This is a genomic window from Achromobacter sp. K91, assembly GCF_003576205.1.
Classification (GTDB): Bacteria; Pseudomonadota; Gammaproteobacteria; order Burkholderiales; family Burkholderiaceae_B; genus Achromobacter; species Achromobacter aegrifaciens.
This window is the reverse complement of sequence record NZ_QWFB01000024.1, coordinates 49,695-74,495: the sequence shown is the minus strand read 5'-3', so window position 1 is coordinate 74,495 and position 24,801 is coordinate 49,695. Positions and strand designations below refer to the sequence as shown.

General features: G+C 66.6%; 27 protein-coding genes. 11 read left to right on the top strand and 16 right to left on the bottom strand.

Translation table 11 applies throughout. The annotated features are described in order from the left end of the window. Positions 1-24: 24 nt before the first annotated feature. On the top strand, positions 25-774 hold the full coding sequence (gene ugpQ, locus DXK93_RS06570; protein WP_054453999.1) for a glycerophosphodiester phosphodiesterase: 750 nt from the start codon (positions 25-27) through the stop codon (positions 772-774). A gap of 12 nt (positions 775-786) precedes the next feature. Continuing rightward, positions 787-1,677, top strand: a complete 891-nt coding sequence (locus DXK93_RS06565) for a 23S rRNA (adenine(2030)-N(6))-methyltransferase RlmJ (protein ID WP_054453997.1) — start codon at positions 787-789, stop codon at positions 1,675-1,677. A 71-nt stretch (positions 1,678-1,748) separates the two neighbouring features. Here the strand turns inward: DXK93_RS06565 and DXK93_RS06560 are convergent, their stop codons facing one another. The 3 genes from DXK93_RS06560 to DXK93_RS06550 form a co-directional block, all read right to left on the bottom strand. After that, positions 1,749-3,185, bottom strand: coding sequence for a dihydrolipoyl dehydrogenase (locus DXK93_RS06560; protein ID WP_119449668.1), 1,437 nt, complete (start codon positions 3,183-3,185; stop codon positions 1,749-1,751). A gap of 213 nt (positions 3,186-3,398) precedes the next feature. Continuing rightward, positions 3,399-4,127, bottom strand: a complete 729-nt coding sequence (locus DXK93_RS06555; RefSeq protein WP_054453993.1) for a glutathione peroxidase — start codon at positions 4,125-4,127, stop codon at positions 3,399-3,401. 176 nt (positions 4,128-4,303) lie between these two features. Next, positions 4,304-4,504: a heavy-metal-associated domain-containing protein gene (locus DXK93_RS06550; RefSeq protein WP_054453991.1), complete on the bottom strand. Its 201-nt coding sequence runs from the start codon at positions 4,502-4,504 to the stop codon at positions 4,304-4,306. Between the two features lie 124 nt (positions 4,505-4,628). On the opposite strand from DXK93_RS06550, the gene cueR reads away from it, so the two are divergent. Continuing rightward, complete coding sequence (cueR, locus tag DXK93_RS06545; RefSeq protein ID WP_054453989.1) at positions 4,629-5,021, top strand: Cu(I)-responsive transcriptional regulator; 393 nt, start codon at positions 4,629-4,631, stop codon at positions 5,019-5,021. A gap of 25 nt (positions 5,022-5,046) precedes the next feature. Here the strand turns inward: cueR and rlmD are convergent, their stop codons facing one another. The 7 genes from rlmD to surE all read right to left on the bottom strand — a co-directional run bounded on the left by rlmD (position 5,047) and on the right by surE (position 11,831). Next, entirely contained in the window at positions 5,047-6,534 is a 1,488-nt protein-coding gene (gene rlmD, locus DXK93_RS06540) for a 23S rRNA (uracil(1939)-C(5))-methyltransferase RlmD (RefSeq protein WP_119449667.1), read from the bottom strand. 185 nt (positions 6,535-6,719) lie between these two features. Beyond that, positions 6,720-7,472 carry a TorF family putative porin gene (locus DXK93_RS06535; RefSeq protein WP_054453985.1) on the bottom strand — a complete coding sequence of 251 codons (753 nt, stop codon included), beginning with the start codon at positions 7,470-7,472 and terminating at the stop codon, positions 6,720-6,722. Positions 7,473-7,829: 357 nt separating this feature from the next. Continuing rightward, the gene (locus tag DXK93_RS06530; protein WP_119449666.1) at positions 7,830-8,435 is read right to left on the bottom strand and encodes a hypothetical protein; all 606 of its coding nucleotides are present in this window, start codon (positions 8,433-8,435) and stop codon (positions 7,830-7,832) included. A 180-nt stretch (positions 8,436-8,615) separates the two neighbouring features. Continuing rightward, complete coding sequence (locus DXK93_RS06525) at positions 8,616-9,395, bottom strand: 3'-5' exonuclease (protein ID WP_054453981.1); 780 nt, start codon at positions 9,393-9,395, stop codon at positions 8,616-8,618. Then, the gene (locus tag DXK93_RS06520; RefSeq protein WP_054453979.1) at positions 9,392-10,246 is read right to left on the bottom strand and encodes a peptidoglycan DD-metalloendopeptidase family protein; all 855 of its coding nucleotides are present in this window, start codon (positions 10,244-10,246) and stop codon (positions 9,392-9,394) included. Before DXK93_RS06520 ends, DXK93_RS06525 begins: the two co-directional genes overlap by 4 nt. Positions 10,247-10,263: 17 nt before the next feature. Continuing rightward, a complete protein-coding gene (locus tag DXK93_RS06515; protein WP_054453977.1) occupies positions 10,264-11,088 on the bottom strand; it encodes a protein-L-isoaspartate(D-aspartate) O-methyltransferase in 825 nt (274 codons plus the stop codon). Further along, positions 11,073-11,831 (bottom strand): 5'/3'-nucleotidase SurE, encoded by a 759-nt coding sequence (surE, locus tag DXK93_RS06510; protein ID WP_054453975.1) that lies wholly within the window; start codon positions 11,829-11,831, stop codon positions 11,073-11,075. The genes DXK93_RS06515 and surE overlap by 16 nt, the downstream gene beginning before the upstream one ends. A gap of 188 nt (positions 11,832-12,019) precedes the next feature. Here surE and plsY point away from each other — a divergent pair, with 188 nt between their 5' ends. Continuing rightward, positions 12,020-12,661 (top strand): glycerol-3-phosphate 1-O-acyltransferase PlsY, encoded by a 642-nt coding sequence (gene plsY, locus DXK93_RS06505; protein WP_119449665.1) that lies wholly within the window; start codon positions 12,020-12,022, stop codon positions 12,659-12,661. Positions 12,662-12,712: 51 nt separating this feature from the next. Here the strand turns inward: plsY and tsaD are convergent, their stop codons facing one another. Further along, the gene (tsaD, locus tag DXK93_RS06500) at positions 12,713-13,744 is read right to left on the bottom strand and encodes a tRNA (adenosine(37)-N6)-threonylcarbamoyltransferase complex transferase subunit TsaD (RefSeq protein WP_054453971.1); all 1,032 of its coding nucleotides are present in this window, start codon (positions 13,742-13,744) and stop codon (positions 12,713-12,715) included. Between the two features lie 110 nt (positions 13,745-13,854). Here tsaD and DXK93_RS06495 point away from each other — a divergent pair, with 110 nt between their 5' ends. The 3 genes from DXK93_RS06495 (at position 13,855) to DXK93_RS06485 (ending at position 16,915) form a co-directional block, all read left to right on the top strand. Next, the gene (locus DXK93_RS06495) at positions 13,855-15,147 is read left to right on the top strand and encodes an NCS2 family permease (RefSeq protein WP_119449664.1); all 1,293 of its coding nucleotides are present in this window, start codon (positions 13,855-13,857) and stop codon (positions 15,145-15,147) included. A 208-nt stretch (positions 15,148-15,355) separates the two neighbouring features. Next, positions 15,356-16,372, top strand: a complete 1,017-nt coding sequence (locus tag DXK93_RS06490; protein ID WP_119449663.1) for an LLM class flavin-dependent oxidoreductase — start codon at positions 15,356-15,358, stop codon at positions 16,370-16,372. 168 nt (positions 16,373-16,540) lie between these two features. Then, positions 16,541-16,915, top strand: a complete 375-nt coding sequence (locus DXK93_RS06485; RefSeq protein WP_013394055.1) for a co-chaperone YbbN — start codon at positions 16,541-16,543, stop codon at positions 16,913-16,915. Positions 16,916-16,944: 29 nt separating this feature from the next. On the opposite strand, the gene DXK93_RS06480 is transcribed toward DXK93_RS06485, so the two are convergent. The 5 genes from DXK93_RS06480 to DXK93_RS06460 all read right to left on the bottom strand — a co-directional run bounded on the left by DXK93_RS06480 (position 16,945) and on the right by DXK93_RS06460 (position 20,994). After that, positions 16,945-17,532: a YigZ family protein gene (locus DXK93_RS06480; RefSeq protein WP_119449678.1), complete on the bottom strand. Its 588-nt coding sequence runs from the start codon at positions 17,530-17,532 to the stop codon at positions 16,945-16,947. Positions 17,533-17,559: 27 nt separating this feature from the next. After that, positions 17,560-18,366, bottom strand: a complete 807-nt coding sequence (locus DXK93_RS06475) for a transporter substrate-binding domain-containing protein (protein WP_119449662.1) — start codon at positions 18,364-18,366, stop codon at positions 17,560-17,562. An 18-nt stretch (positions 18,367-18,384) separates the two neighbouring features. Then, entirely contained in the window at positions 18,385-19,158 is a 774-nt protein-coding gene (locus tag DXK93_RS06470; RefSeq protein ID WP_119449661.1) for an ABC transporter permease, read from the bottom strand. Beyond that, on the bottom strand, positions 19,155-20,153 hold the full coding sequence (locus DXK93_RS06465) for an ABC transporter substrate-binding protein (RefSeq protein ID WP_054453961.1): 999 nt from the start codon (positions 20,151-20,153) through the stop codon (positions 19,155-19,157). Before DXK93_RS06465 ends, DXK93_RS06470 begins: the two co-directional genes overlap by 4 nt. Positions 20,154-20,223: 70 nt before the next feature. Continuing rightward, positions 20,224-20,994 (bottom strand): ABC transporter ATP-binding protein, encoded by a 771-nt coding sequence (locus tag DXK93_RS06460; RefSeq protein WP_119449660.1) that lies wholly within the window; start codon positions 20,992-20,994, stop codon positions 20,224-20,226. 274 nt (positions 20,995-21,268) lie between these two features. On the opposite strand from DXK93_RS06460, the gene DXK93_RS06455 reads away from it, so the two are divergent. From DXK93_RS06455 to DXK93_RS06440, 4 genes are read left to right on the top strand one after another with little or no spacing between them, the layout of a single operon-like run. Continuing rightward, on the top strand, positions 21,269-22,510 hold the full coding sequence (locus DXK93_RS06455) for a CaiB/BaiF CoA-transferase family protein (RefSeq protein ID WP_119449659.1): 1,242 nt from the start codon (positions 21,269-21,271) through the stop codon (positions 22,508-22,510). A gap of 49 nt (positions 22,511-22,559) precedes the next feature. Then, positions 22,560-23,525, top strand: a complete 966-nt coding sequence (locus tag DXK93_RS06450; RefSeq protein WP_054453953.1) for a tripartite tricarboxylate transporter substrate binding protein — start codon at positions 22,560-22,562, stop codon at positions 23,523-23,525. Between the two features lie 13 nt (positions 23,526-23,538). Further along, a complete protein-coding gene (locus tag DXK93_RS06445; protein ID WP_054453951.1) occupies positions 23,539-24,018 on the top strand; it encodes a MaoC family dehydratase in 480 nt (159 codons plus the stop codon). After that, complete coding sequence (locus DXK93_RS06440; RefSeq protein WP_119449658.1) at positions 24,015-24,797, top strand: enoyl-CoA hydratase/isomerase family protein; 783 nt, start codon at positions 24,015-24,017, stop codon at positions 24,795-24,797. The genes DXK93_RS06445 and DXK93_RS06440 overlap by 4 nt, the downstream gene beginning before the upstream one ends. Positions 24,798-24,801: the final 4 nt, after the last annotated feature.

Genomic DNA, 24,801 nt, shown 5'->3' with positions numbered 1-24,801 from the left:
AAAGAACCCGAAGCAACACCCCAAATGAGCGCAAAACTCCCCTCCTGGCCCTACTCCCGTTACATCGCGCATCGCGGCGGCGGCCGTCTGGCCCCGGAGAACACCCTGGCCGCCATGCGCGTAGGCGCCGAGCACGGCTTCACGATGTTCGAATACGACGTCAAGCTGAGCAGCGACAACGTGCTGGTGCTGATGCACGACGACGACGTGGACCGCACCTCCAACGGCCGCGGACCCGCCGCTGCCAAGACCTACGCCGAGCTTGCCCAGCTGGATTTCGGCAGCTGGCATTCCGCCGCCTACGCAGGCGAGCCGCTGCCCACCTTCGCCGCCGTCGCCCGCTACACGGTGGCCAACGGCATCGCCAGCAACGTCGAGATCAAGCCCTGCCCGGGCCGCGAGGCCGAGACCGGCCGCGCCGTGGCGCTGGCCGCGCGCCAGCTGTGGCAAGGCGCGGCCGAAGCGCCGCTCCTGTCCTCGTTCGCGGAAGCAGCGCTACAGGCCGCGCTGGAAACGGCCCCCGAATTGCCGCGCGCGCTGCTGGTGGAGAAGGTACCCGCCGACTGGCGCGAACGCCTGGCCAAGTACGAGTGCGTGGCCCTGAACATCAATCAGAAGGACGCCACCCGTGAGCTGATCGATGCCGTGCATGCCGCCGGCTACCGTATCGCCGCCTGGACCGTCAACGACCCGGAGCGCGCCCGCCTGCTGCTCGACTGGGGCATCGACGGCATTTTCACCGACGAGCTGGCCGCGATCCGGCCCGCCGCCTGAGGCAGAACGCCCGTGTTCAGTTACCGCCACGCCTTTCACGCCGGCAACCACGCCGACGTACTCAAGCACGCCATCCTGATCCACACCCTGGATTACTTCAACAAGAAAGACGCGCCCTACTGGGTCGTCGATACCCACGCCGGCGCCGGGCTCTACAGCCTGGATAGCGATTGGGCCGCCAAGACCTCCGAGTTCGCCGACGGCATCGGCCGCCTGTGGGAAGCCGAGGACCTGCCGCCCATCCTGGCCGACTACGTCGCCCGGATCCGCGGCTACAACACCAACGGCCGCCTCAGGCGCTATCCGGGCTCGCCATGGCTGGCGCTGGACGCGCTGCGTCCGTCCGACCGGCTGCGCCTGTTCGAAATGCACCCTACCGAGATCGACACGCTGGTCGGCAACCTGGAACACCAGGGCCGCGCCGCGCAACGCCAGACCACGATCTACGGCGACGACGGTTTTGAAGGCGTCAAGGCGCTGCTGCCGCCGCCCACGCGCCGCGGCATGGTGCTGATCGACCCCTCGTACGAAGACAAGAACGACTATCGCCGCACGCTCAACGCGGTCAAGGAATGCGTCAAGCGCTTCGCCACCGGCACCTACGCCGTCTGGTACCCGCTGGTCCAGCGCCGCGAAGCCAATGAAATGGCGCGCCACCTGGAGAACCTGAAGGTCAAGAGCTGGCTGCACGCGACCTTGACGGTCAAGAAAGCAGCCATCGACGGCTACGGCCTGCACGGCAGCGGCATGTTCCTGATCAATCCGCCCTGGACGCTGCACGACGCCTTGAAGCAAGCCATGCCGTATCTGGCCCGCACGCTGGGACAGGACGAGCGCGCCGGCTTCACGCTGCAGTTCCGCGAGAATCCGTTCCCGGTGCCAAAGAAGCAGTCGGACGATTGATCCGATACGAAAAGCGAAAAGGCCACGATGTTTCGTGGCCTTTTTGCTGGTGTCGCGGATCGCGCTGGCGTTCAAGCCAGTTCATTCTCCGGAGCTTCCCGCCGCAGCGCCTCCTGCGCCCGGGCCAGCTTGGCCGCCGCGTCGCGCAAGGCAGTGCGCAGGCCTTCCTCGATCACGGGGTGATAGAACGGCATTTCCAGCATGCGCGCCACGGTCAGCTCCTGCTGCACGGCCCAGGCCAGCAGGTGGCCGATGTGCTCGGCGCTGGGGCCGACCATCTCGGCGCCCAGGAAACGGCCCGTTTCGATGTCCGCATAGACATGCAGCATGCCGCGGTTCTTCAGCATGACCCGCGAACGGCCCTGGTCGCTGAAGTCCACCTCGCCCGTCACGAAGGTGCCCGGCACCAGCCGTGCGTGGCCCTGCCCGGCCATGGCGATCTGCGGGTCCGAGAACACCACGGCCAACGGCGCGCGGCGCAGGCCCTTGCGCACTTCGGGATAGCGCGCCGCGTTCTCGCCCGCGATGCGGCCTTCGTCGGCGGCTTCGTGCAGCAGCGGCGCGTCGGCGTTGGCATCGCCCGCGATGAAGATAGGCGCATCGCCCGCCTGCATGGTTTCGCGGTCGAACAACGGCACGCCGTGTTTGTCCAATTGCAGCGAGGTGTTTTCCAGCGCCAGCCCGTCCACGTTGGCGCGGCGGCCCGTGGCCACCAGCGCGTAGTCGAAGCGTTCGGTGCGCTCGGTGTTGTCCAGCGTCACGTAGCGCACTTCCACTTCGTCGCCTACGCGGGTGGTTTCAAGCACGCGGGCGTCCGGGTCCAGATAGAACTCGCGCTGGAAGATCTTGCGGGCCGTATTGCGTACTTGCGGATCGCTGATGCCGCCCAGGCTGCCGCTGACGCCGAACACGCGCACTTCCACGCCCAGGCGCGCCAGCGCCTGGCCCAGTTCCAGCCCGATCACGCCAGGACCGAACACGGCCACACGGCCAGGCAGATCATCCCAGGCGAACACGTCATCGTTCAGCACCAGACGGTCGCCCAGCGCACGGAACGGCGGCGGCACAGACGGCCGAGAACCGGTGGCGATCACCACGCGGGACGCATGCACTTCGGTGTGCTCGTCCACCTTCAGCACCGTGTCCGACAAGAAGCGCGCATAGCCGCGCAGCTTGTCCTCTGCCGGGATGCTTTCCACGCCTTCCAGCACGAAACCGACGAAGCGGTCGCGCTCGCGTTTGACGCGGTCCATCACTTCGGTGCCATCGACCGTGATCTCGCCGCCCACATGCACGCCGAACGGCTCGGTGTGGGCCGCGCTGTGGGCCGCTTCGGCGGCGGCGATCAGCAGCTTTGACGGCATGCAGCCGACGCGGGCGCAGGTCGTGCCGTAGGGACCGCCTTCGATCAGCAGCGCGCGCTGGCCCGCGGCGCGGGCGGCGCGGTAGGCGGCCAGGCCGGCCGTGCCGGCGCCGATGACAGCGATATCGGTATGCAGAGTTTTCATGACTGGGTATCCCCCGATGTGGCGTGGAGCAGGAATTCAAAGGCGGATTCCGCCTTTTTCCGCACCCTATGGACGTGGACAGTCCCGCAGCGCCCGCCGGGGGCCGCGCACGAAGATGCGTAAAAAGGGAAACTCGTGAAGGGTGCAGCAGGCGGCGAACCGCCCTGCTGCCCGGCCCCGGGGCGAACCCGGGACCGGTAGCGTTGCAGACGCTTAGGCGAAGTGCGCCTTCAGGTCTTCCAGGCCGCCGATCAGCGCGCCATTGATGAACACCTGCGGGGCGGTGCCCTTGCCCGAGACAGCGCCGATCACGCGGCCACGGACCTTGTTTTCCAGCGGGATCTCGATCGGGGCGTAGCCCTTGGCATCCAGCAGCGCCTTGGCTTCCACGCAGAACGGGCAGCCCGGCTTGGAGAACACGACCACCTGGTCGGGCTTCTTGGCCGACGGGGCGAAGTGCGCCAGCATGGTGTCGGCGTCCGACACTTCAAACGGGTCGCCTTCCTTTTCCGGCTCGATGAACATCTTCTGGACCACGCCGTCCTTGACCAGCATGGAATAGCGCCAGCTGCGCTTGCCGAAGCCCAGGTCGCTCTTGTCGACCAGCATGCCCATGCCTTCGGTGAACTCGCCGTTGCCGTCGGGCAGCAGCGTGATGTTGGCCGATTCCTGGTCCTTGGCCCATTCGTTCATGACGAAGGTGTCATTGACCGACACGCAGACGATGCTGTCCACGCCGGCGGCGAAGAAGGCGGGAGCCAGTTCGTTGTAACGCGGCAGGTGGGTCGACGAGCAGGTCGGCGTGAAGGCGCCGGGCAGGGAAAAGACCACGACGGTCTTGTTCTTGAACAGGTCGTCGGACGTCACCTTCTTCCAGGTGTTGTCCTCACGGACCGGGAACGTTACGTTCGGAACACGTTGGCCTTCGCGGTTTTGCAGCATTCAAATCTCTCCTTGGGGTAGCGGGGTTGTTTGATTAACCACCATGGAAAGAATGATAAATCCTTACTATCAATTATTCAAATTTAATAAATTCAATGAATCGATAGATTTTAGCAATGAATAAATAACCAGCGCGAGACCGGATCTATCATAGCCCGGCCTCGCGCCTGGAGGAATTACACCGGCTGCGGCTGGTAGCCGGCGTCGCGGATCGCGTCTTCGATCTTGTCGGCGTCATCGGCCCCGGTCACGGTCACGCGGTGCGTGGGCAGATCGATCGTGACAGTCGCGCCCGGAGCCGCCTGGGCCACCGCGGCCGTAATGGTCTTGGCGCAATGGCCGCAGGTCATGTCAGCCACTTGGAACTCGATGCTCATAGTTATCTCCATAGGATTCAAGGGCGATGGACTACGTTTCGTCCACCATGGAAAGCAGCTTAAACCTTCCCATGATGGAAAGGTCAAGCGTAGAATCGCACTCAGGCTACACAGGAGCACAGCAATGAATATCGGCGAGGCATCCAGGAGTTCCGGCATTTCCGCCAAGATGATCCGCTACTACGAAAGCATCGGCCTCATCAGCCCCGCCGGACGCACGGATTCCGGCTACCGCGTGTACAGCGAACACGATCTGCATACGCTGCACTTCGTGCGCCGCGCGCGCGACCTGGGTTTTTCGGTGGAACAGATGAATGAGTTGCTGGCGCTGTGGAAGGACCGCAGCCGCGCCAGCGCCGACGTCAAGCGCATCGCGCTGGAACACGTGCAGGAACTGGAGCGCAAGGCCGAGGCGCTGCGCGACATGGCGGCCACCTTGAAGCATCTGGCCGAACACTGCCAGGGCAATGACAGGCCGGACTGCCCGATACTGGAAGGCCTGGGCTGCAAGCACTGAAACGGCCCAGGCCCTTCCCGCGGCGTCAGTCCTGCGCTTCGGCCGCGACCTTGGCGTGATAGGCGTCGGTGGCGGCCTGCTTGGCGGCCGCCTTCTCGGCGGCGGCCGCGGCCTTGGCTTCTTCCGCGGCTGCCGCTTCGGCCGCCGCCTGAATGGCGCGCTGGCGGGCGCGTTCCCGCACGGCCTGGATACCTTCGGCGTCCAGCGATTCGAACACCGCAATGGACTCCACATGGCCCGTGTGCGGGAACATGTTGATCACGCCCGCGCTCTTCAACACATAGCCGCCTTCATGCACCATGATGGCCGCATCGCGCGCCAGCGTGGCCGGATTACAGGACACGTAGACGATGCGCACGGGGCGCTCGTGCGCCTCCAACAGCGACAGGGCCTGCGCCACGGCATGCGCGCCTTCGCGCGGCGGATCGATCAGCATGCGGTCGAAGTAGCCCAGGCCGCGCAGCCATTCCACATCCACCTCGAACAGGTTCAGGGTGGCGAAGCTGGTGCGATCGCCCAGGCCGTGGCGCGATGCCGCGTCGAAAGCGCGGTCGGTCAGCGCCTTGCTGCCTTCCACGCCCACGGCTTCCCTGCCCTGCGTCGCCAGCGGCAGCGTGAAGTTGCCCAGCCCGCAGAACAGATCCGCCACGCGGTCGGTAGGCTGCACCTCCAGTAGTTTCAGCGCGCGCGACACCATCGCACGGTTGATGGCGTGATTGACCTGCGTGAAATCGGTGGGCCGATACGGCATGCGCAGGCCGAATTCCGGCATGGTGTAGGCCAGCGTGTCGCCGTGCTCGCGCTCCAGCGGGTGCACGGTTTCCGGACCCTTGGACTGCAGCCACCATTGCACGTTGTGCTTGGCGGCGAAGGCGCGCAGGATGGCGATGTCGCCATCGGTCAGCGGCAGCAGATGGCGCAGCACCAGGGCGGTCACGCCCTCGCCCAGCGACACTTCGATCTGAGGCATGCGGTCCGGCGCGGACATGGAACCGATCATTTCGCGCAAAGGGATAAGCAGGTCGCTGACGTGGCGCGGCAGCACATGGCATTCGCGCATGTCGGCCACATAGCTGCTCTTGCGCTCATGGAAACCGACCAGCACGCCGCCCTTCTTGGGCACCACGCGCACCGACAGGCGGGCGCGGTAGCGGTAGCCCCAGGTCGGGCCTTGCAGCGGCGCCAGGATGCGCGCGGGACGCAGCTTGCCGACGTGCCAGAAGGTGTCTTCCAGCGAACGTTGCTTGATGGCGACCTGCGTGCTGGGTTCCAGGTGCTGCATGGCACAGCCGCCACAAACGCCGAAATGCGGGCAGCGCGGCGCCACGCGCTGCGACGAGGGCCGCAGCACCTCGTCCACGCGCGCAATCTCGTAGGACGGCTTGCGGCGCAGCGTAACCGTGGTGACCCGTTCGCCCGGCAAGGCGCCTTCCACGAAGACGACCTTCCCGTCGCGGCGGGCGATACCCCTGGCTTCCAGGTCCAGGGATTCAATACTCAAAACGTCAGACATCTCACGCAGTCCAGAAGAATTACACGCAACCTTCTATTGTAGAAGGACTGCGGCCAAACCTGGAAATGGCGATGTGGGGCCGGAACGGTCTCCCGATGAAAAAAGGGCTTGCCCCGGACGGCGGTCACCGCCAATCGTCGGCAAGCCCGAAAGCCGGCGCTGCCAGGCGCCGCCACGGATATCGGTCAGAAGGAACGCGCCACCGAGAAGACGGCGCCCAGGCGGCCCGAAGGATGGCCGTACTTGGTCGGCAGCCAGTTGTCCTTGGTCGCCCCCACGGCGGCCAGGCCCAGGATCCAGCCCTTCAGGTCCTTGGTCACGCCGAGCTTGTAGTCGACGTAATGGCCGATGGAGTCGCCGTCCATATTGGTCTGGTTCTTGAGCTTCTGGTAGCCCAGGTGGCCGACCAGGCCCCAGCCGTCGCCCAGGTCGAAGTTGGCCGTGCCGTCCAGGTACCAGGTGCCCTTGCTGTCCGGCGTGCTGAAGAAGTCGCTGGGCGTGTAAGAGTACTTGAGGCTGTAGTTGCCGTAGGACGCGCCCAGATAGAGGTCGGTGTTGTTGTAGTTGCCGCCCTTCGGCGAGCTGGAGCCCGGGTAGTAATAATGCAGGACGCCCGCATCCAGCGTGAAGCCGCCGCCCACGTCGCCCTTCCAGCCGCCGTAGAAATCCATTTCCAGGTTGCCGTCGGTGAACACGAAATCGGAAACATTGGAGTTCCAGTTGCCCAGATAGAAGCCGGAACTGTGGGTCAGGTCGAAGCCCAGCTGCACGGCGGGCCGGAAGTCGGTCTGCGAGTAGCCGCGGAAACGGTAGTCGCTGACGATGGCGGCGTTGCCGCTGAGCGAAAATCCGCCGCCCAGGTCGGTGGGTTCGGCCTGCGCCGTCGCGGTGAAACAAGCGGCGAGCGCAAAGGGCACGGCTAGCAACGTCTTCTTCATGGTGCGGAGTCCTGATCGGATTTGTCGAGTAGGTAGATGGCCGAGGCGCATCACTAGGACCGGCGGTGCAGCGTTTGAAACCGGTTCCTACTCCACAAAGCAATGTCCGTGCCAGGTCTGCGGCAAGCCGATACGCAGGCGCATCGCCCGCTGACGGCGCCCGCGCCGCACCAGAACAGTGCGGACGCGTGTGCCGGCGCACGCGCTTATGCGTCAAAACGGGGAACCCGCTCCCTATCGGTACGCATGGCGAGCCGCCGCCAGCCGCCATCCCGGACGCCAAATGAAAAACCCCGGCACGCGGTCGCGTGTCCGGGGTTGCTGGCGTGCACCGGCCGGGACGGCCGGCCGCACTGCTTAGTTGGCGGCAGGCTTGGCCGGCGCGGCGGCAGCGGGCGCATCCGCCTTGCCCTTGCCGTGGCGCCCTTCCATGCGGGCGTGGCGCTCCTGCATGCGGTCCTGGCGTTCCTTGACGAACTTGGTCACCTGGCCGCGCTGGGTGTCGTTCAGGCTGTCCCAGACCGCGAGCCATTGGTCGCGCACCTGCTTGGCCTGGGGACCGAAGGCATCACGCGACTTTTCGGACTGTTCGACCAGCGCGCGGGGATCCAGCTTGCCGCTGTCCAGCTGCGCCTTGAGCAAGTCGTGGCGCTTGCCGCCCGAGGCACGCATGGCTTCGTGCAGGCTGCGCTGGCCGTCCTGCGCGGTCTTGAACAAGGCCTGCTGCTTGTCGTCCAGCTTCAGCTCGGCGACCTGCGCCTTGGTCACCGGACCCAGGCCGGGAATGAAGAGGCCGTCGCGCATGCCTTTGTGGAAGCCGCCGCGCTGGCCATCGTGCATGGCGGCGGGGCCGCCGTCAGCGGGAGGAGGAGGCGCAGCCATGACGGAGCCGGCCACCAGGCCGCCCGTCGCGGCGACAAATGCAAGAGCGGCCAAATTGGAGCGGATAGCGAATCGGGACATGTAGGTCTCCTGAAAGTGAAGAAAGCGAGGCCATTGTGCGATTGGCCCGGTTTCATCCAGGTTTCGCTGGCGCAAGCAATGTTTCAGTCGATTGCGCATGATCCAGACGCAAGAACGGGGCCTCGCGGGCCCCGTTCGATCCTGTCCGCCGGAAGACGGATCCTCCGGCCGAGACGCCGCTCAGTTGGCGTCCCAGGCCGCCATGTACTCCTTCCAGTGCGGCGCATCGCTGGCGCTGAGGGTGTCGCGCACCAGCGCGATTTCCGCTTCGTAGGAAGTACGGTCGAGTTCGCCGCGCAGGAAACGGAAACGGCAATACACCAGCCAGGTGTTGACCACGTCCGTTTCGCAATAGGCCCGCACCTCATCGGCGCGGCCCTGGCTCCAGGCTTCCCACACCTTGCTGCCGTCCATGCCCAGCTTGCCGGGAAAGCCGCAAAGCTTGGCCAGTTCGTCCAGCGGCGCGTTGGCGCGGCCGTTGTACTTGGCCAGCAGGTCCATCAGGTCCAGGTGACGCGAGTGGTAGCGCGAAATGTAGTTGTTGAACTTGAAGTCGCGGTCTTCCTCGCCCATGTCCCAGTAGCGCGGCGCGGGCACGCCCTGGATCAGGCTGCGGTAATGCAGCACCGGCAGGTCGAAGCCGGAACCGTTCCAGCTCACGAGCTTGGGCGTGTAGCGCTCGATGGTCTTGAAGAAGCCCGCCAGCAAGGCGGCTTCGGGATCGTCGGGCTGGCCCAGGGTCTTGACGCGAAAGCCCTGGTCGTCGCGGAACACGCAGCCCACCACCGCCACCTTGTGCAGATGCAGCGGCAGGAAATCATGGCCCACGGCCTCGCGGCGCGCGGTCAGCGCGCGCTCGACCACCTCCTGGTCGGAAACATCAGCCCCCCAGCCGTTGAGCTTGCGCAGCCCCTCGGCGTCGGGGATGGTTTCCAGGTCGAAGACGAGAGTGGGCGTCATCGGGCAGGCAGATACTGCATGGGGTCCACCGGCTGGCCTTGGCGGCGGATCTCGAAGTGCAGGCGCGGCGACGTGGTATCGCTTTGGCCGAGTTCGGCGATCTTGGCGCCGCGCTTGACGTTCTGGCCCGTCTTCACCAGCACCGCGCGGTTATGCGCGTAAGCGGTGATGAAGCCGTTCTGGTGTTCGACGATGATCAGGTTGCCCAGGCCGCGCACACCGTTGCCGCTGTACTTGACCAGGCCGTCGGCGGCGGCGGTGACCGGATCGCCCAGCGCGCCGGCGATGTCGATGCCCTTGCTGCTGTTGTTGAAGCCTTGCACGATCTGGCCGTTGGCAGGCCAGGCCCAATTGATGACGGCCGCGTCGGCCGCGCGCGTGGCGGGCTTGGTCTCGACCGGCGCGGTGGGCGGCGGCGTGGTGGTTTCAGTGGTCGGCGGCGGCAGGGTTTCCGGCTGGTCCAGCGGACGCGGCTGCGTCTTGGAGCCCGCGACCGGCGCGGTCTGCGCCCCGCCGCTGGCGCTGCCGGACATCTTCAGGACCTGGCCGACCGAGATCTGGTTGGGGTCGCTGAGGTTGTTCCAACGCTTGACGTTTTCGACATCCACATTGTTGGCGCGGGCGATCTTGTAGAGCGTGTCGCCCGGTTTCACCACATAGGTGCCGCCGGTCTGGGTCGCCGGCGCGGGTTGCCCGCCGGTCATGTCGACCACCGGGGCGCGCGTGCCTTTGGAAGCGCAGCCAGCCAGGATGGACAGGCTGAGAGCCCCCGCGATGAAGAGCGGGCGGCGCAGGCGCGTCATGGACGCGCCCAGGGTGATATCGGTCAGTTGCAACTGCCCGTTGAGCATACGTTTCTCCTGTTTGCTCAAGATTGTATTCCGGCCCGTAGCGGCACAAAGCGCACGGCCTCTAATTCTGTGCGTTTCCAGCTGGCCGCGCCTGTGCGTTCGATGAGAACCAGGCGCTGGTTGGCGCCCCCTTCAGGAGCGATCAGGCGGCCACCCGGTGCGAGCTGCGAGAGCAGCGCCTGCGGGATGGCAAGGCCAGCGGCAGCCACAACGATAGCATCGAACGGCGCCACGCCGGGCAGGCCCAGCATGCCGTCGCCGTAGATCAAGCGGATCCTGGTGGTGAGCCGCAGGGCGCGCAGATGCTCGCGCGCAAGTTCATACAATCCGCGGATGCGTTCGATGGTGTGAACCTCGCGCACGAATTGCGCGAGCACCGCCGCCTGGTAGCCGCAACCCGCGCCGACTTCCAGCACGCGGGTGGGCGTGCGGTCGTCGCAGGCGGCGGCGATCATGCGCGCCACCACCCAGGGTTGGGAGATGGTTTGCGAATGACCGATGGGCAGCGCGGCGTCTTCGTAAGCGCGGCTGGCCAGCGCCTCGTCGACGAACAGATGGCGCGGCACCGCGCCCATGGCGTTGAGCACGCGCTCGTCGGTAATGCCCTGCGCCCGCAGGCGCTCGACCATGGCCTGGCGCAGGCGATCCGAATTCAGCCCCAGATTGCTGCCCGATGCAGGCGTCGGCGCCTGGGTCTGGCGTTGCAGCGTGGCTGCGGAAATGCGGGTGTTGCTGTTGGCGGGCGTGACGCCCGGACTGAGCCGACCCGAGTCGTAGCGCACCGGACCGGTACGCCCGGGCACCGGCTGGGTCACGTCCGGCTGGCTTACACGTTTACGCATAGCGGCTCCGCCCAGGTCCGGATCTCGTCGAGCTGGCTGTGCTGGGTCAGGTCCAGGCGCAGCGGCGTGACCGACACCGTACCCTGCTCGACGGCATGAAAGTCCGTGCCTGGCGTGGCGTCGGCCGCCAAACCCACGGGTCCGATCCAATAGACGGTATCGCCATACGGCGTGGTGGTGCGCACCACCGGCTGCGAGGGATGGCGCTTTCCCAGGCGCGTGACCGCGAAGCCGTGCATGTCTTCGAAGCGGCGGCTGGGGATATTGACGTTCAGGAGCACCGGCGCGGCCAGCGGCTGGGCCAGATGGCGTTCCACCACGAGGCGCGCGGCGCGCGCGGCGGAATCGATGTGCTCCCAGCCCTTCTCGGCCAGCGAGAACGCGATGGCCGGGATGCCGAACAGATAGCCTTCGCTGGCAGCGGCCACGGTGCCCGAATACAGGGTGTCGTCGCCCATGTTGGCGCCGTTGTTGATGCCGGACACGACCAGGTCGGGCCGGGTATCCATAAGGCCGGTGAGCGCCACGTGCACGCAGTCGGACGGGGTGCCGTTGACGGCAATGAAGCCGTTGGAAGCGGTGCGTACCGACAGCGGCCGGTTCAGCGTCAGGGAGTTGGACGCGCCGCTATGGTTGGTTTCAGGCGCGACGACAGTGAGATCGCCCAGGCCCTGCAGCGCGTCAACCAGCGCCTCGAGCCCAGGGGCCGAATAACCATCATCGTTCGAAACCAGAATTCGCATTGTGCATCCGAAAGAAAATAAAACGCGGGTGAACGCGTCGGATTGTACCGTCCGCGGCCGGTATCCGTGCGATCGACTGGCGGACGGGGGCCGCAGCCCCGCTCGATAACCCGTAGCCGGGCCCGGCCCCGGGCGCGGTAGAATCCGCACCCATTACCGCAACAACACAACAACAACGGATCCTATCCATGGCGATAAACGACCCCTCCCTGGTCTTCAGCGCTGCGCTCATCCTGCTGGCCTACCTGATCGGCTCCGTGCCCTTCGCGGTGGTCGTCAGCAAGCTCATGGGCCTGCAAGACCCCCGCAGCTACGGCTCCAAGAATCCCGGCGCCACCAATGTGCTGCGCACCGGGAACAAGACGGCCGCCGCGCTGACGCTGCTGGGCGACGCCGCCAAGGGATGGTTCGCGATCTGGCTGGCCGAAAAACTGGCTCCCGGGATCTCCCCCGTCGCGCTGGCGCTGGTGGCGCTGGCCGCCTTCCTGGGCCATCTGTACCCGGTATTCCTGCGCTTCAAGGGCGGCAAGGGCGTGGCCACCGCCTTGGGCGTGCTGGTGGCAATCCAGCCCTGGCTGGCGGTCGCCACGGCGGCCACCTGGCTGATCGTCGCGGTGTTCTTCCGCTATTCGTCCCTGGCTTCACTGGTGGCGGCCTTCTTCGCCCCCGTCTACTACGTGTTCGGTTCCGGCCTGGCCTGGTATGCGCAGCCGTCCATGGGCGTGGCGCTTGCAGTCATCGGCGTGCTGTTGTTCTACCGCCACCGCGCCAACATCACGCGCCTGGTCCAGGGCACGGAAAGCCGCATCGGCGGCGGCAAGAAGAAATAAACGCGCAAGGAATGCGCTTCGGGGCGGCCTGCATGGCCTCCCTTTTCATTTTCAGGCGATGTCGGCCAGGTCCCAGCGCGGCTTCACAGTGAAGCTGTGCGCATCCGGATCCAGCGTCGCCAGGCCAGCCTTGACCCGCTCGGCGGCGGCAAAGGCAATCATGGCGCCGTTGTCGGTGCACAGTTCCAGGGGCGGGAAATAGGCGCGCGCCTTGAGCGGCTTGAGCGCCGCGTCCAGCTTGGCGCGCAGCAACTGGTTGGCCCCCACTCCCCCGGCCACCACCAGGCGCTTCAGGCCGGTCTGCTTCAGGGCCTTGATGGCCTTGGCCGCCAGCACTTCCACGATGGCGGCCTGCGTGGCCGCGGCCAGGTCGGCGCGGGTCTGTTCGTCCAGTCCGCCCGCGGCTTCGGCAGCCTTGACCCGGGTCAGCACGGCCGTCTTCAGGCCGCTGAAACTGAAATCCAGGTCGCCGCTGTGCAGCATGGGGCGCGGCAGATCGAAACGCGCGGCATCGCCGCTGGCGGCCAGCCGGGACAGCGCCGGTCCGCCGGGATAGCCCAGGCCCATGAGCTTGGCCGACTTGTCGAAGGCCTCGCCCGCCGCGTCGTCCAGCGTTTCGCCCAGCAATTCGTAGCGTCCCACCCCGTCCACGCGCATCAGCTGCGTGTGTCCGCCGGACACCAGCAGCGCCACGAAGGGGAATTCAGGCCGCGGATCCGCCAGCATCGGCGATAGCAGATGGCCTTCCAGGTGATGGATGCCGATGGCGGGCAAATGACGCGACCAGGCGAACGACTGCGCGACGCTGGCGCCCACCAGCAAGGCGCCGGCCAGGCCGGGGCCGGCCGTATAGGCCACGGCGCCGACATCCGACATTTGCAGGCCCGCTTCTTCGAGGACCTGCCGGGTCAGCGGCACGACGCGGCGGATATGGTCGCGCGAGGCGAGTTCCGGCACCACGCCCCCGTATTCCTGGTGCATGGCGATCTGGGTATGCAGCGCGTGCGCGAGCAGGCCCCGTTCCGTACAGACGGCAGCGACGCCGGTTTCGTCGCAGGAGCTTTCAAAGCCGAGAATAATCATGGCGGCAGAGTTTACAACTGATGCGAAAATACGCCCTTTCATGAAAAATCGGCGGGCAACCCAGCCCGCCCACAACAACCCGCAATCCTGCAAACACATTGGGGACTCGAATGCTCGAGAAGCTATTCAAGCTGCGTGAACACGGCACGACAGCGCGCACGGAACTGGTCGCCGGCCTGACGACATTCTTGACGATGTCGTACATCATCTTCGTCAATCCGGACATCCTGTCGTCGACGGGCATGGACCGCGATGCCGTGTTCGTCGCCACCTGCCTGGCCGCCGCGCTGGGCTCGCTGGTGATGGCGCTGATCGCCAACTGGCCGATCGGCATGGCGCCGGGCATGGGCCTGAACGCCTTCTTCGCATTCACCGTGGTCAAGACCATGGGCTACACCTGGGAGCAGGCGCTGGGCGCCGTGTTCATCTCGGGCGTGATCTTCCTGTTCCTGACGTTCTCGGGCATCCGGGTCTGGCTGGTCAAGGGCATTCCGCATTCGCTGCGCAGCGCCATCGCCGCCGGCATCGGGCTGTTCCTTGCCATTATCGCGCTATCCAGCGCCAACATCGTGGTTGCGCATCCCGCCACCAAGGTCACCCTGGGCGACCTGACCCAGCCCGGTCCGCTGTTCGCCATCCTGGGCTTTTTCATCATCGCCGCGCTGGATGCGCTGCGCGTGCGCGGCGCGATCCTGATCGGCATCCTGGTGGTCACGGTGCTGTCGATGGCGCTGGGCTACAACGAATTCAAGGGCATCTTCGCCGCCCCGCCCAGCCTGGCCCCCACGCTGATGAAGCTGGACATCCTGGGCGCGCTGCATAGCGGCTTCGTGCACGTGATCCTGGTGTTCGTGCTGGTTGAAGTGTTCGACGCCACCGGCACGCTGGTGGGCGTGGCCAAGCGCGCGGGCCTGATGCCCGAGAACCGCCCCAACCGCCTGGGCCGCGCGCTCTTCGCCGACAGCAGCGCCATCGTGGCCGGCTCGATGCTCGGCACCAGCAGCACCACCGCCTATGTCGAAAGCGCCTCGGGCGTGCAGGCTGGCGGCCGTACCGGCATGACGGCCCTGGTCGTCGCGGTGCTGTTCCTGGCCGCGCTGTTCATTTCGCCGCTGGCCGGCGCCGTGCCGGCCTACGCCACCGCGCCCGCCCTGCTCTACGTGGCCGGCCTGATGATGCGCGAACTGATCGACATCGACTGGAACGACGTCTGCGAGGCCACGCCGGCCGCGCTGACCGCCCTGGTCATGCCGTTCACGTACTCGATCGCCAATGGCATCGCCTTCGGCTTCATCAGCTACGTGGTGCTGAAGACGGCCACCGGCAAGGTCCGCGACGTGCATCCCGCCACCTGGCTGGTCGCGGCGCTGTTCGTGATCCGCTACGCGTTCTTCCCCGGCTAGGCGCAAGCCCCAAGGCCGCTCGCAAGGCGGACCAATCGCAGCAATAGCGGAAATCAATCAACCCGCCGCGCCATATGGTTGCTGGCGGGTCCGCTTGATTTCACCGATACACTCCCCATGTATAACGGCATATGGAGTCCGCCTTGCGCCTTACCCGCTTTGTTTCCGCCCCGCTGTCCTGTCCCACCGTGCATACGGAGGTTTCCGCATGAGCAGCCTGGCCCGCATCCCTTTCTCCGTACTGGACCTGGCCCCGATAGTGCAAGGTCGCGACGCGGCTGACGCCTTCCGCAACACGGTTGCGGTCGCGCAGCACGTGGAACGCCTGGGCTACAAGCGCTTCTGGCTGGCGGAACACCACAACATCAACGGCGTGGCCAGCAGCGCCACCGCCGTACTGATCGGCCACGTCGCCTCGCACACCAGCACCCTGCGCGTGGGCTCAGGCGGCGTCATGCTGCCCAACCACGCGCCGCTGATCATCGCCGAGCAGTTCGGCACGCTGGAAACGCTTTACCCTGGCCGTATCGACCTGGGCCTGGGCCGCGCGCCCGGTAGCGACGGCGCCACGCAACACGCATTGCGCCGCGGTCCGCGCAGCGGATTGGAGTTCCCGGCGCTGGTGGAAGAATTGCGCGGTTTCCTCGCGCCTTCGCGCCCTGGCCAGCCCGTGCGCGCCATTCCCGGCGAAGGCCTGGACATTCCGATCTGGCTGCTGGGGTCCAGCGATTTCAGCGCGCGGCTTGCCGCGGAGCTGGGCCTGCCCTTCTCCTTCGCGGGACATTTTTCGCCCGAAGGCATGGCGGCCATGCGCCTGTACCGCCATTTGTTCAAGCCGTCGGCAACGCTGGCGCGCCCCTACGCCATGATAGGCGTGCCGGTCGTGGCCGCCGAAACCGATGAAGCCGCCAGGCGCCAGGCCACCACCCAGCAGCTGAAATTCCTGTCGCTGGTGCGCGGCAACCGCCTGCAGCTGCAACCGCCCGTGGACAGCATGGACGGCCTGTGGAACGAATGGGAGCGCGAGGCGGTCCATCAAAGACTGGGCGCGGCCATCGTGGGCGGCCCGGATACCGTCCGGCGCGAACTGGAAGCGCTGGTGGCCGAGACCGAGGCCGACGAAGTCATGATCGTCTCGGATTTCTACGATATCGCCGACCGCCTGCGTTCCTTCGAGATCGTCGCGTCGTTGAAAAACGGCGCCTCGGCAAGCACCGCGGCCTGAGGGCCGCAGCCCGCGCCTCAGGCGCCAACCATTGCGACGCGGCCATTACCCGCTCTACTATCGTTCTTAAAGCACCGAACGCCGCCGCAACGCCCCATCGGGTCCGGGACGGGCATACCCCGGGCCTCTGACACCGCTTTTTACGCCGCTCGCCGGCAAGGATTCAAAATGAGTATTGTTGAACTCACCAAAGACAGCTTCCAGGAAGCCATTACCCCCGACGGTACGCTGATCGTCGATTTCTGGGCGCCCTGGTGCGGCCCCTGCCGCGGTTTCGCGCCGGTATTCGAACAGGCCGCCACCGAGCATCCCGACGTCACCTTCGCCAAGGTCAATACCGACGTGGAACAGGAACTGGCCGGCGCGCTGGGCATCCGTTCCATCCCGACCCTGATGGTCTTCCGCGAAAAGGTCCTGCTGTTCTCGCAACCGGGCGCCTTGTCGGGCGGCCAGCTCAATGAGCTGCTCGCCAAGATCAAGGAAGTGGACATGGAAAAGGTCCATCAGGAAATCGCAGCTGCCCAGAACGGGCAGGACGCCTGAACGCTGCGCGGGCCGTGCGCCCCCTGGGATCAGGACTCGACTTCCCAGGCCGCACGCCCGCGCGTGATGTTGGCGACGGTCACTTCCAGGTCCGCCACCGCTGCGCGCGGCACCGTGAACCGTAGCGCCACCCCTTCCTCGTTGAAGTCTTCCTGCAGGATCGCCGCGCCTGCCTGAGCCAGGCGCGACTTCAGCAACGCCAGTTCGCCAAAACCGCAAGCGCAGGCGACGGTTGCAAGATCCACGATCTCGGTCCGCTCCCCCAGCCGCAGGCAGTTGGCCGCGCAGCCCCCGTAGGCGCGCACCAGTCCGCCTGCGCCGAGCTTGATGCCCCCGTACCAGCGCACTACCAGCACCGCCACGCGATCCATGTCCTGGCCTTCGATGGCTTGCAGGATGGGACGGCCGGCCGTGCCTCCCGGCTCGCCGTCGTCATTGAAGCGGTATTCCTGGCCGATGCGGTAGGCCCAGCAGTTGTGGGTCGCTTCGGCGTCGCTATGTTCGGCAAAGAAGCGCATGGCTTCGTCCACGCCGGACACGGGCGCCGCATACGCGACAAAGCGGCTTTTCTTGATGTCTTCCTGGTAGGTGCAAGGGGCGGTCAGCGTGTGCGTCATGACCGGCATTGTATGTGCCGCCAGTCCCTAGCCGTGGCAGTCGGGCACTTCCTGGTCGAGATAGACATCGAAGGCCACGTCGCGGGCCCACTTCGCGGTCATGGCCTTCCAGGCGCCCGCTCGGTCCCAGGAGCGCATTTCCTGGCTCAGCCAGTTGCGGCTGGCGGAGTCGGAGGCCGGCAGCAGCCACACGCGTTCACGCCGCGCGCCATCGGCCGCCAGCGTCGAGGAGAACTTCTTCCATTCCGGGAAGCGCACCAGCGGCTCCCAGACCGCGTCGTCGACCAGGCCGATATCGCAGCTGCCCTCGCGCACGGCGACCAGCGCATCGGACGGCACGCGGTAGGTGCGCACCACCGCGCCCCAGCTTTCGGCCAGGGCGCGGGAAGCGCTTGCGGCCTCCGCCATGCAGACGCTGCGGCCGCGCACGTCGGCGGGCCGGCGCAGGCTGGTGTCGCTGCGGATCACGGCCTTGGGTCGGGCGGCATAGCCTGTGGCTTGCGTCGCGACCGCGTCCGGCTGGGCCGACGCGCCGTCGGCCAGGACCAGGTCGACCCGCCCCGCCGCCAGCGCGGCAGCGGCCTGTTCCTGTGGCAATTGCACCAGGCGCACCGGCAGTCCCAGGCTTTGCGCCAATCTGTCGGTCATTGCGGCGTCCAGGCCGTCCGGCGTGCGGATCTTGGCGCCGGCCGCGGGCGGCGGCGCCAGGTAAGGCACGCCCACCACCAGCTCGCCGCGCGCCCGCGCCGCCGCGAAGGCGTCGGGCTGCGCCTGCGCGAAGCCCGATGCAACCAGGCAGGCGCCGAGGACAAACAGACGGATGCGGCCAATCATGCGGGACTCCTGTCGCCCTCAGACGTACTGGTAGCGCAGCAGGCGGTGCTTGAGGTTTTCAAGCACGAACTGGTCGATCAGCGCGGCCAGCACGGCAATGACCAGGATGTTGGTCATGACGCCGGTCATGTCGGCGATTTCGCCCGAATAGGCCAGCGAACGGCCCAGCCCCTTGCCGAAGCCGATCAGCATTTCCGCCGAGATCAGCGCGCGCCAGGCATTGCCGAAGGCGAGCTGCGCGCCGGTGATGAGCTCGGGCATCACGGCCGGCAGGTAGACCCGCTTGACCAGTCCCCAGCGCGTGGCGCCCATGACGCGCGCCGCCGACACATGCACGCGCTGCACGGACTCAGTCGCGTTCATCACGCTGAGCGCGGCCGGGAAGAAAGCCGACAATGCCACCACGACGATGATGGGCGTATTGCCGAAGCCCATCACGATCAGGAACAGCGGCACCCAGGCGATCGACGGAATCGACTGCAGGATGACGATGGCGCTGCGCAGCACTTCGCGGAAGAAGAACAGCACAGCCGCCACCAGGCCGAAGCCGATGCCGGCCGCCAGCGCCAGGCCGTAGCCCGCGCCCAGCCGCCCCAGCGTGCCCAGGAGGCTCTGGTGGAAGGACTGCTTGCTCAGGTCTTCGACCAGGCGCTCGACCACGGCCGGCACGCCCGGCATCAGGAAGTCCGGCAGCGCGAACGCCGCCAGTTGCCACAAGGCCAGGATGAACAACACGCCCAGAACGCCCGCGAAATGCTTGCGGGCGCCGGTGACTCGGGTAGATGCGCTCAAAGCTTGCGAGCCTCTTGCCAGGACAGGTCGACGATGCTGGAGACGTCATACGGCTTGCCGTCGCGCGTTTTCAGCGAACCCTGGGCTTGCAGGATGTCGGCGATTTCCTGCATGCGGCGGGTGTCCTTGTCGGTCAGCTTGGGCGTGAAGACCTGCGTGCCGATGGCTTCGGCGATGACGGTCTCGCGCGGCAGTTCGCCACGGGTCAGGGTCTTGAGCGTGGGTTCGGCGATGAAGTAGGACGCGATCAGCTTGGAAGCCTGCGCGGGTTCCTTCTGCAGCAGCTGGATGGCCTGGTTCTGCGCATCCAGCGCCTTCCAGACGTCGTCCTTGCGCTTGGCCAGCGTCTCGCCGGAGGTGATCACCACCATGCACGGGAACGGCCAGGCCTGGCCCACTTCATAGATCTGCTTGACCGGCGCCACCAGTTGCGCGATGCGATCGTAGGGTTCGAACAGGAAGGCCGCGTCCACGCGCTTGCCCACCAGCGACTGGACCGCCACGGCCGGGCTTACGCCCATGACGTTGACGTCGTCCGCAGCCAGGTTGCCCTGCTTGAGCACCACGCCCTTCAACACCACGTCGGCAGTGCTGCCTTCGGCCTGGGAGGCCAGGGTCTTGCCCTTCAGCCCGGCGATGTCCTTGATGCCGGAGTCTTCGCGCACGATCAGCGAGTGGTAGCCCTGCTGCGCACCGCCCACCACCTTCAGGTCCGCGCCCTTGGAGGCCCAGGCCACCGCGTTGGTGAAGCCCAGCACGCCGATGTCCAGCTGGCCGCCGACGATGGCCTTGATCAGGTCGGTGCCCGACTTGAACTCGATCAGTTCGGAATCCAGGCCGGCCTTTTTGTAGTAGCCGCCCTCTTGCGCGACGATGGCCTGCGCATCGTCCATCACGCGCAGATAGCCCACACGGAATTTCTCGGCCGCCATCGCGGGGGCTGCCGCCAGCAGCGCCGCGGCCAGCGGCAGGGACAGCCATTGCTTCAGTTTCATGGGAAGTGCTCCAAGGTATGCAGGGCCGGCCGACGCGCACGCGCCGCCAGCAAGAATCCAGATCCGGGGGTCAGGCTGCCAGGGCCAGGTCCGCGTGCTCGCCCGAACCGTCCACCGCGATGCCGAGCAGGCGCAGGATCTCGCGCTTCTCGGCCGCCAGGCCGGACAGGTCATGGGTCTTTTCGCGGTGCGCGAGGTTGAACTCGCGCAGCACGCGCGCCGGGCGCGGGCTGAAGACGATGATGCGGTCGGCCAGGAACAAGGCCTCGTCCACGTCGTGCGTCACCAGCAGCACGGTGGGCTTTTCCTGGGCGATGAGCTGGCGCAGGACGTCCTGCAGGCTCAGCCGGGTCAGCGCGTCCAGCGCGCCGAAAGGCTCGTCCATCAGCATGGTCTGCGGCTGGGCGATGAAGGCGCGCGCCAGCGCGGCGCGTTGTCGCATGCCGCCGGACACCTGATGGGGGTAATAGTGTTCGAAGCCGGCCAGGCTGACGCGCGCCAGCCACTGGCGCGCGGCTTCACGGGCGCGGGGCTTGGGCGTGTTCTGGAATTCCAGCGCCAGCGCCACGTTGTCCTCCAGCGTCAGCCAGGGGTACAGCGCGTGTTCCTGGAACACCAGGGTACGGCTGGGATGGGGGCCGGCAACCGCCTTGCCGTCGGCCAGCACGCTGCCTTCGGTGGGCTTTTCCAGGCCGGCCGCCAGATGCAGCAAGGTGGACTTGCCGCAACCCGAGGGGCCCACCAGGGCAACCAGTTCACCGGTCTTGATTTCGCTGCTAAAGCCGTCCACCACCGGCAGTTCGCCGAAGTGCTTGTGAACGTGATCGAAGGTGAGATTCATGGAACGTATCGTGGCGGGCCAAAAATGAGCCTCCAATCTAACAATTCGTTATATGAATCCAAACTATCAATATTGAATGTCTTAACTTCTTTTCGTAATAAAGAACACATCAACAGCGTTCTGCCCGGACTGGTTACGGACATCGAACGGCGGCCCCATCCCGCCGGCAATACTCAATTCGAATCGATAACGCGTAAAACGATATTGGACCCTCGCTACCTCCGTCATTAAGGTGGACCCCAGACATAACGGGGCCCACCCCGATCGGAGCGACATGGAGCGAGACAACACCGCCGCCGCGCAGCCGCGCGGCGCGCTATCCCACCTCAAGATCCTGGACCTGACGCGCGTGCTGGCCGGCCCATGGGCGACGCAGACGCTGGCCGACATGGGCGCTGACGTCATCAAGGTAGAGCGCCCTGGACACGGCGACGACACGCGCGGCTGGGGGCCGCCTTTCCTGACCGGCGCCGACGGCGCTGAGACCCGGGACTCGTCCTACTTCCTGAGCGCCAACCGCGGCAAGCGGTCAATTACCGTGGACATCGCCACGACGGAAGGCCAGGCTCTGATTGCGGAACTGGCGAAGGACTCCGACGTGCTGGTCGAGAACTACAAGGTCGGCACGCTGGCGCGTTATGGACTGGACTACGACAGCCTGCGCGCCATCAATCCGCGCCTGGTCTATTGCTCGATCACCGGCTTCGGCCAGGACGGACCCTACGCGCCGCTGCCGGGCTACGACTTCGTGTTCCAGGGCATGGGCGGACTGATGAGCATCACCGGCGACCCCGCCGGCGAGCCGATGAAATCCGGTATCGCGATCACGGACCTGCTGACCGGCGTCTACGCCAGCACGGCCATATTGGCCGCAGTCGAACACCGCCGCGTCAGCGGCGTGGGGCAGTACATCGACATGTCGCTGCTGGACTGCGTGATCACGATCTCGTCCTACCAGGCCATCAACTACTTCCTGTCCGGGCGGGTGCCGCAGCGCATGGGCAATGCCCATTCCAACATGGTTCCGTACCAGGTATTCGCCTGCAAGGAAGGCTCGGTCATCGTCGCCGTCGGCAATGACGGCCAATACCGCGCCTTCTGCGGCGCCATCGGCCGCGCCGACCTGGCCGCCGACGAACGCTACGCCACGGCCGGCGGGCGCAATCGGAACCGCGACACGCTGATACCGCCGATCGCCGAGGCGATGCTGGCGCGCACCATGCAGGAATGGGTGCAGATACTGCAGGCGGTCAACGTGCCCTGCGGGCCCATCTACAACATCGAACAGGTATTCCAGGACCCGCACGTGCGCCATCGCGGCATGCAGCTGTCGCTGCCCCATGTCTCGGGCGTGGACACGCCGGCCGTGGCCAACCCCATCCGCATGCGCGACACCCCCATGCGCTACGACCGCGCCGCGCCGGCGCTGGGCCAGCACACCGACGCCGTGCTGCGCGAGCGGCTGGGCCTGGACGAAGCCCGCATCGCGCAGCTGAAAGGCCGCGGAATCATCTGACCCCAACCGCCGGGCAGGCGGCCATGACAACAACCCAGGAGACACCACCATGCGCATCATCACCGCCGCAGTCTGCAGCGCCCTGACCCTGGCGGCCCTAGCGGCCGCCCCCGCGTCGGCTCAGGACGCGCCCGTCCGCTTCATCGTGCCCTACCCGCCCGGCGGCGCCGCCGACCAGATCGCGCGCCTGGTGGCGCAGGAAATGAGCAAGGGCGGCGGCGCGACCATCATCGTCGAGAACAAGCCCGGCGCCGCCGGCATGATCGCCGCCGACTACGTCGCCCGCGCCAAGCCCGACGGCAAGACTTTCTTCGTCGGCTCCAATGCCCCGCTGGTGGTGAACCAGGCGCTCTACGCAAAGATGACCTACGACCCGTCCAAGGACTTCGTCCCGGTCTCGGGCATGGCCAAGTCGCCGCTCTTGCTTGTGGTGCGCCATGACCTGCCGGCGCGCGACGTCAAGGCCTTGATCGCCCTGGGCAAGCAATCTCCCGGCAAGCTGACCATGGGCTCGGCCGGCACCGGGAACATCACCTATCTTGCCGGCGAATACGCCGTCAGCAAGCTGGGCTTCCAGGTCACGCACGTACCCTACCAGGGCAGCGCCCCCGCCATCGTCGGCCTGATGGGCAGCAGCACCGACATGATGTTCGACGCCCTGCCCTCCAGCATGACGCAGGCGCAGTCCGGCAAGATCCGCCCCTTCGCCGTACTCGACGACAAGCGCTTCGCCGGCCTGCCCGACGTACCCACCGCCGCCGAGCTCGGCTATCCCGGCATCGACGCCAGCGCCTGGTTCGGCCTGGTGGCGCCCGCCGGCACGCAGACCGCCGTCGTCGATCAGATGAACCGCGGCGTCAACCAGGCGCTCGCGCAGCCGGAACTGCAGCGCAAGCTCACCAGTATCGGCGCGGTGGCCATGCCGGGCGACGCCCAGGTGTTCGCCGCCTTCGTGCAGGCGGAGCGCGACCGCTGGCTGCCGGTCGCCCGCGACCTGGGCCTGAAGGCTCAGTGAAAAGAGCCCCCCCATGATCACCTTGGACTCCATCGAGGCGCTGCGCGCCTTTTCCGGACAGCCTCCCGCGCTGACTCCCTGGCAGACGGTCGACCAGGACACCATCAACCGCTTCGGCCTGGCCACCGGCGACACGCAGTGGATCCACATGGACCCGCAGCGCGCGCAAGCCGAATCGCCCTACGGCGCGGCCATCGCCCACGGCTTGCTGACGCTCTCGCTGCTGCCCAGCCTCTATGCGTCGGCGATGCGCTTTCCGAACCGCAGGCTGGCGGTGAACTACGGCTTTGACCGCGTGCGCTTCACCCAGGCGGTCAAGGCCGGTGCGCGCATCCGCGGCGCGTTTGCGCTGACTGGCGTGGACGAGCTGCCGGATGGCCAGGCGCGCCTGGCGTGGGACGTTCGCATCGATATCGACGGCGAGGAAAGACCGGCGCTGGTTGCGCGCTGGCTCACGCAGATCGCCTATCACGCAGGCAAGGAGCAGGCATGACACTGAAGATCACCCGCCACGGCGCCACCGCCGTGCTGGCCATGGACCGCCCCGACCAGCGCAATGCGCTCAGCCTGGAGATGCGCGAGGCGTTCGCGCGCGCCCTCCCGGAACTGCGCGCGGATGACGGCATCAAGGCCGTCGTCCTGACGGGTTCGGGCGGGCATTTCTGCGCCGGCGGCGACATCAAGTCCATCGCGCAGGCGCATGCCCAGGGCCTGGACGCCTTCGAGGGGCGCGCGCGCATCCGCAAGATCCACCAGTGGTACGACGCGCTGGTGGATCTGGAGAAACCCGTCATCAGCGCGGTGGAAGGCGTGGCTTTCGGCGCCGGCCTGTCGCTGGCGCTGTGCGCGGACTACGCCATCGCGCGGCGCGGCGCCACCTTCTGCGCGGTGTTCGCCCGCATCGGCTACGTGCCCGACATGCTGGGCATGTATCTGCTGCCGCGCGCCGTCGGGCTGGCGCGCGCCAAGGAACTGGTGTTCACGGCCCGGGTCTGCGACGCCGAGGAAGCACTGGATCTTGGGCTGGTGCAGGCGCTCTGCGACGGCGATCCCCTGGAACAGGCGCTGGCCATGGCCGAACGTTTTCACAACGCCCCGACGCAGGCGCTGGGCCTGGCGAAGACCATCATGAACCGGACCTTCGAATCCAGCCGCGAAGACATCTACGCGCAGGAAGCCATGGCCCAGGCCATCTGCCGCGACAGCGCCTTCCACCGCGAAGCCGCCCGGCGCTTCGTGGAAAAGCTGCCCCCCGCCTACAAATGGGATTGAACGA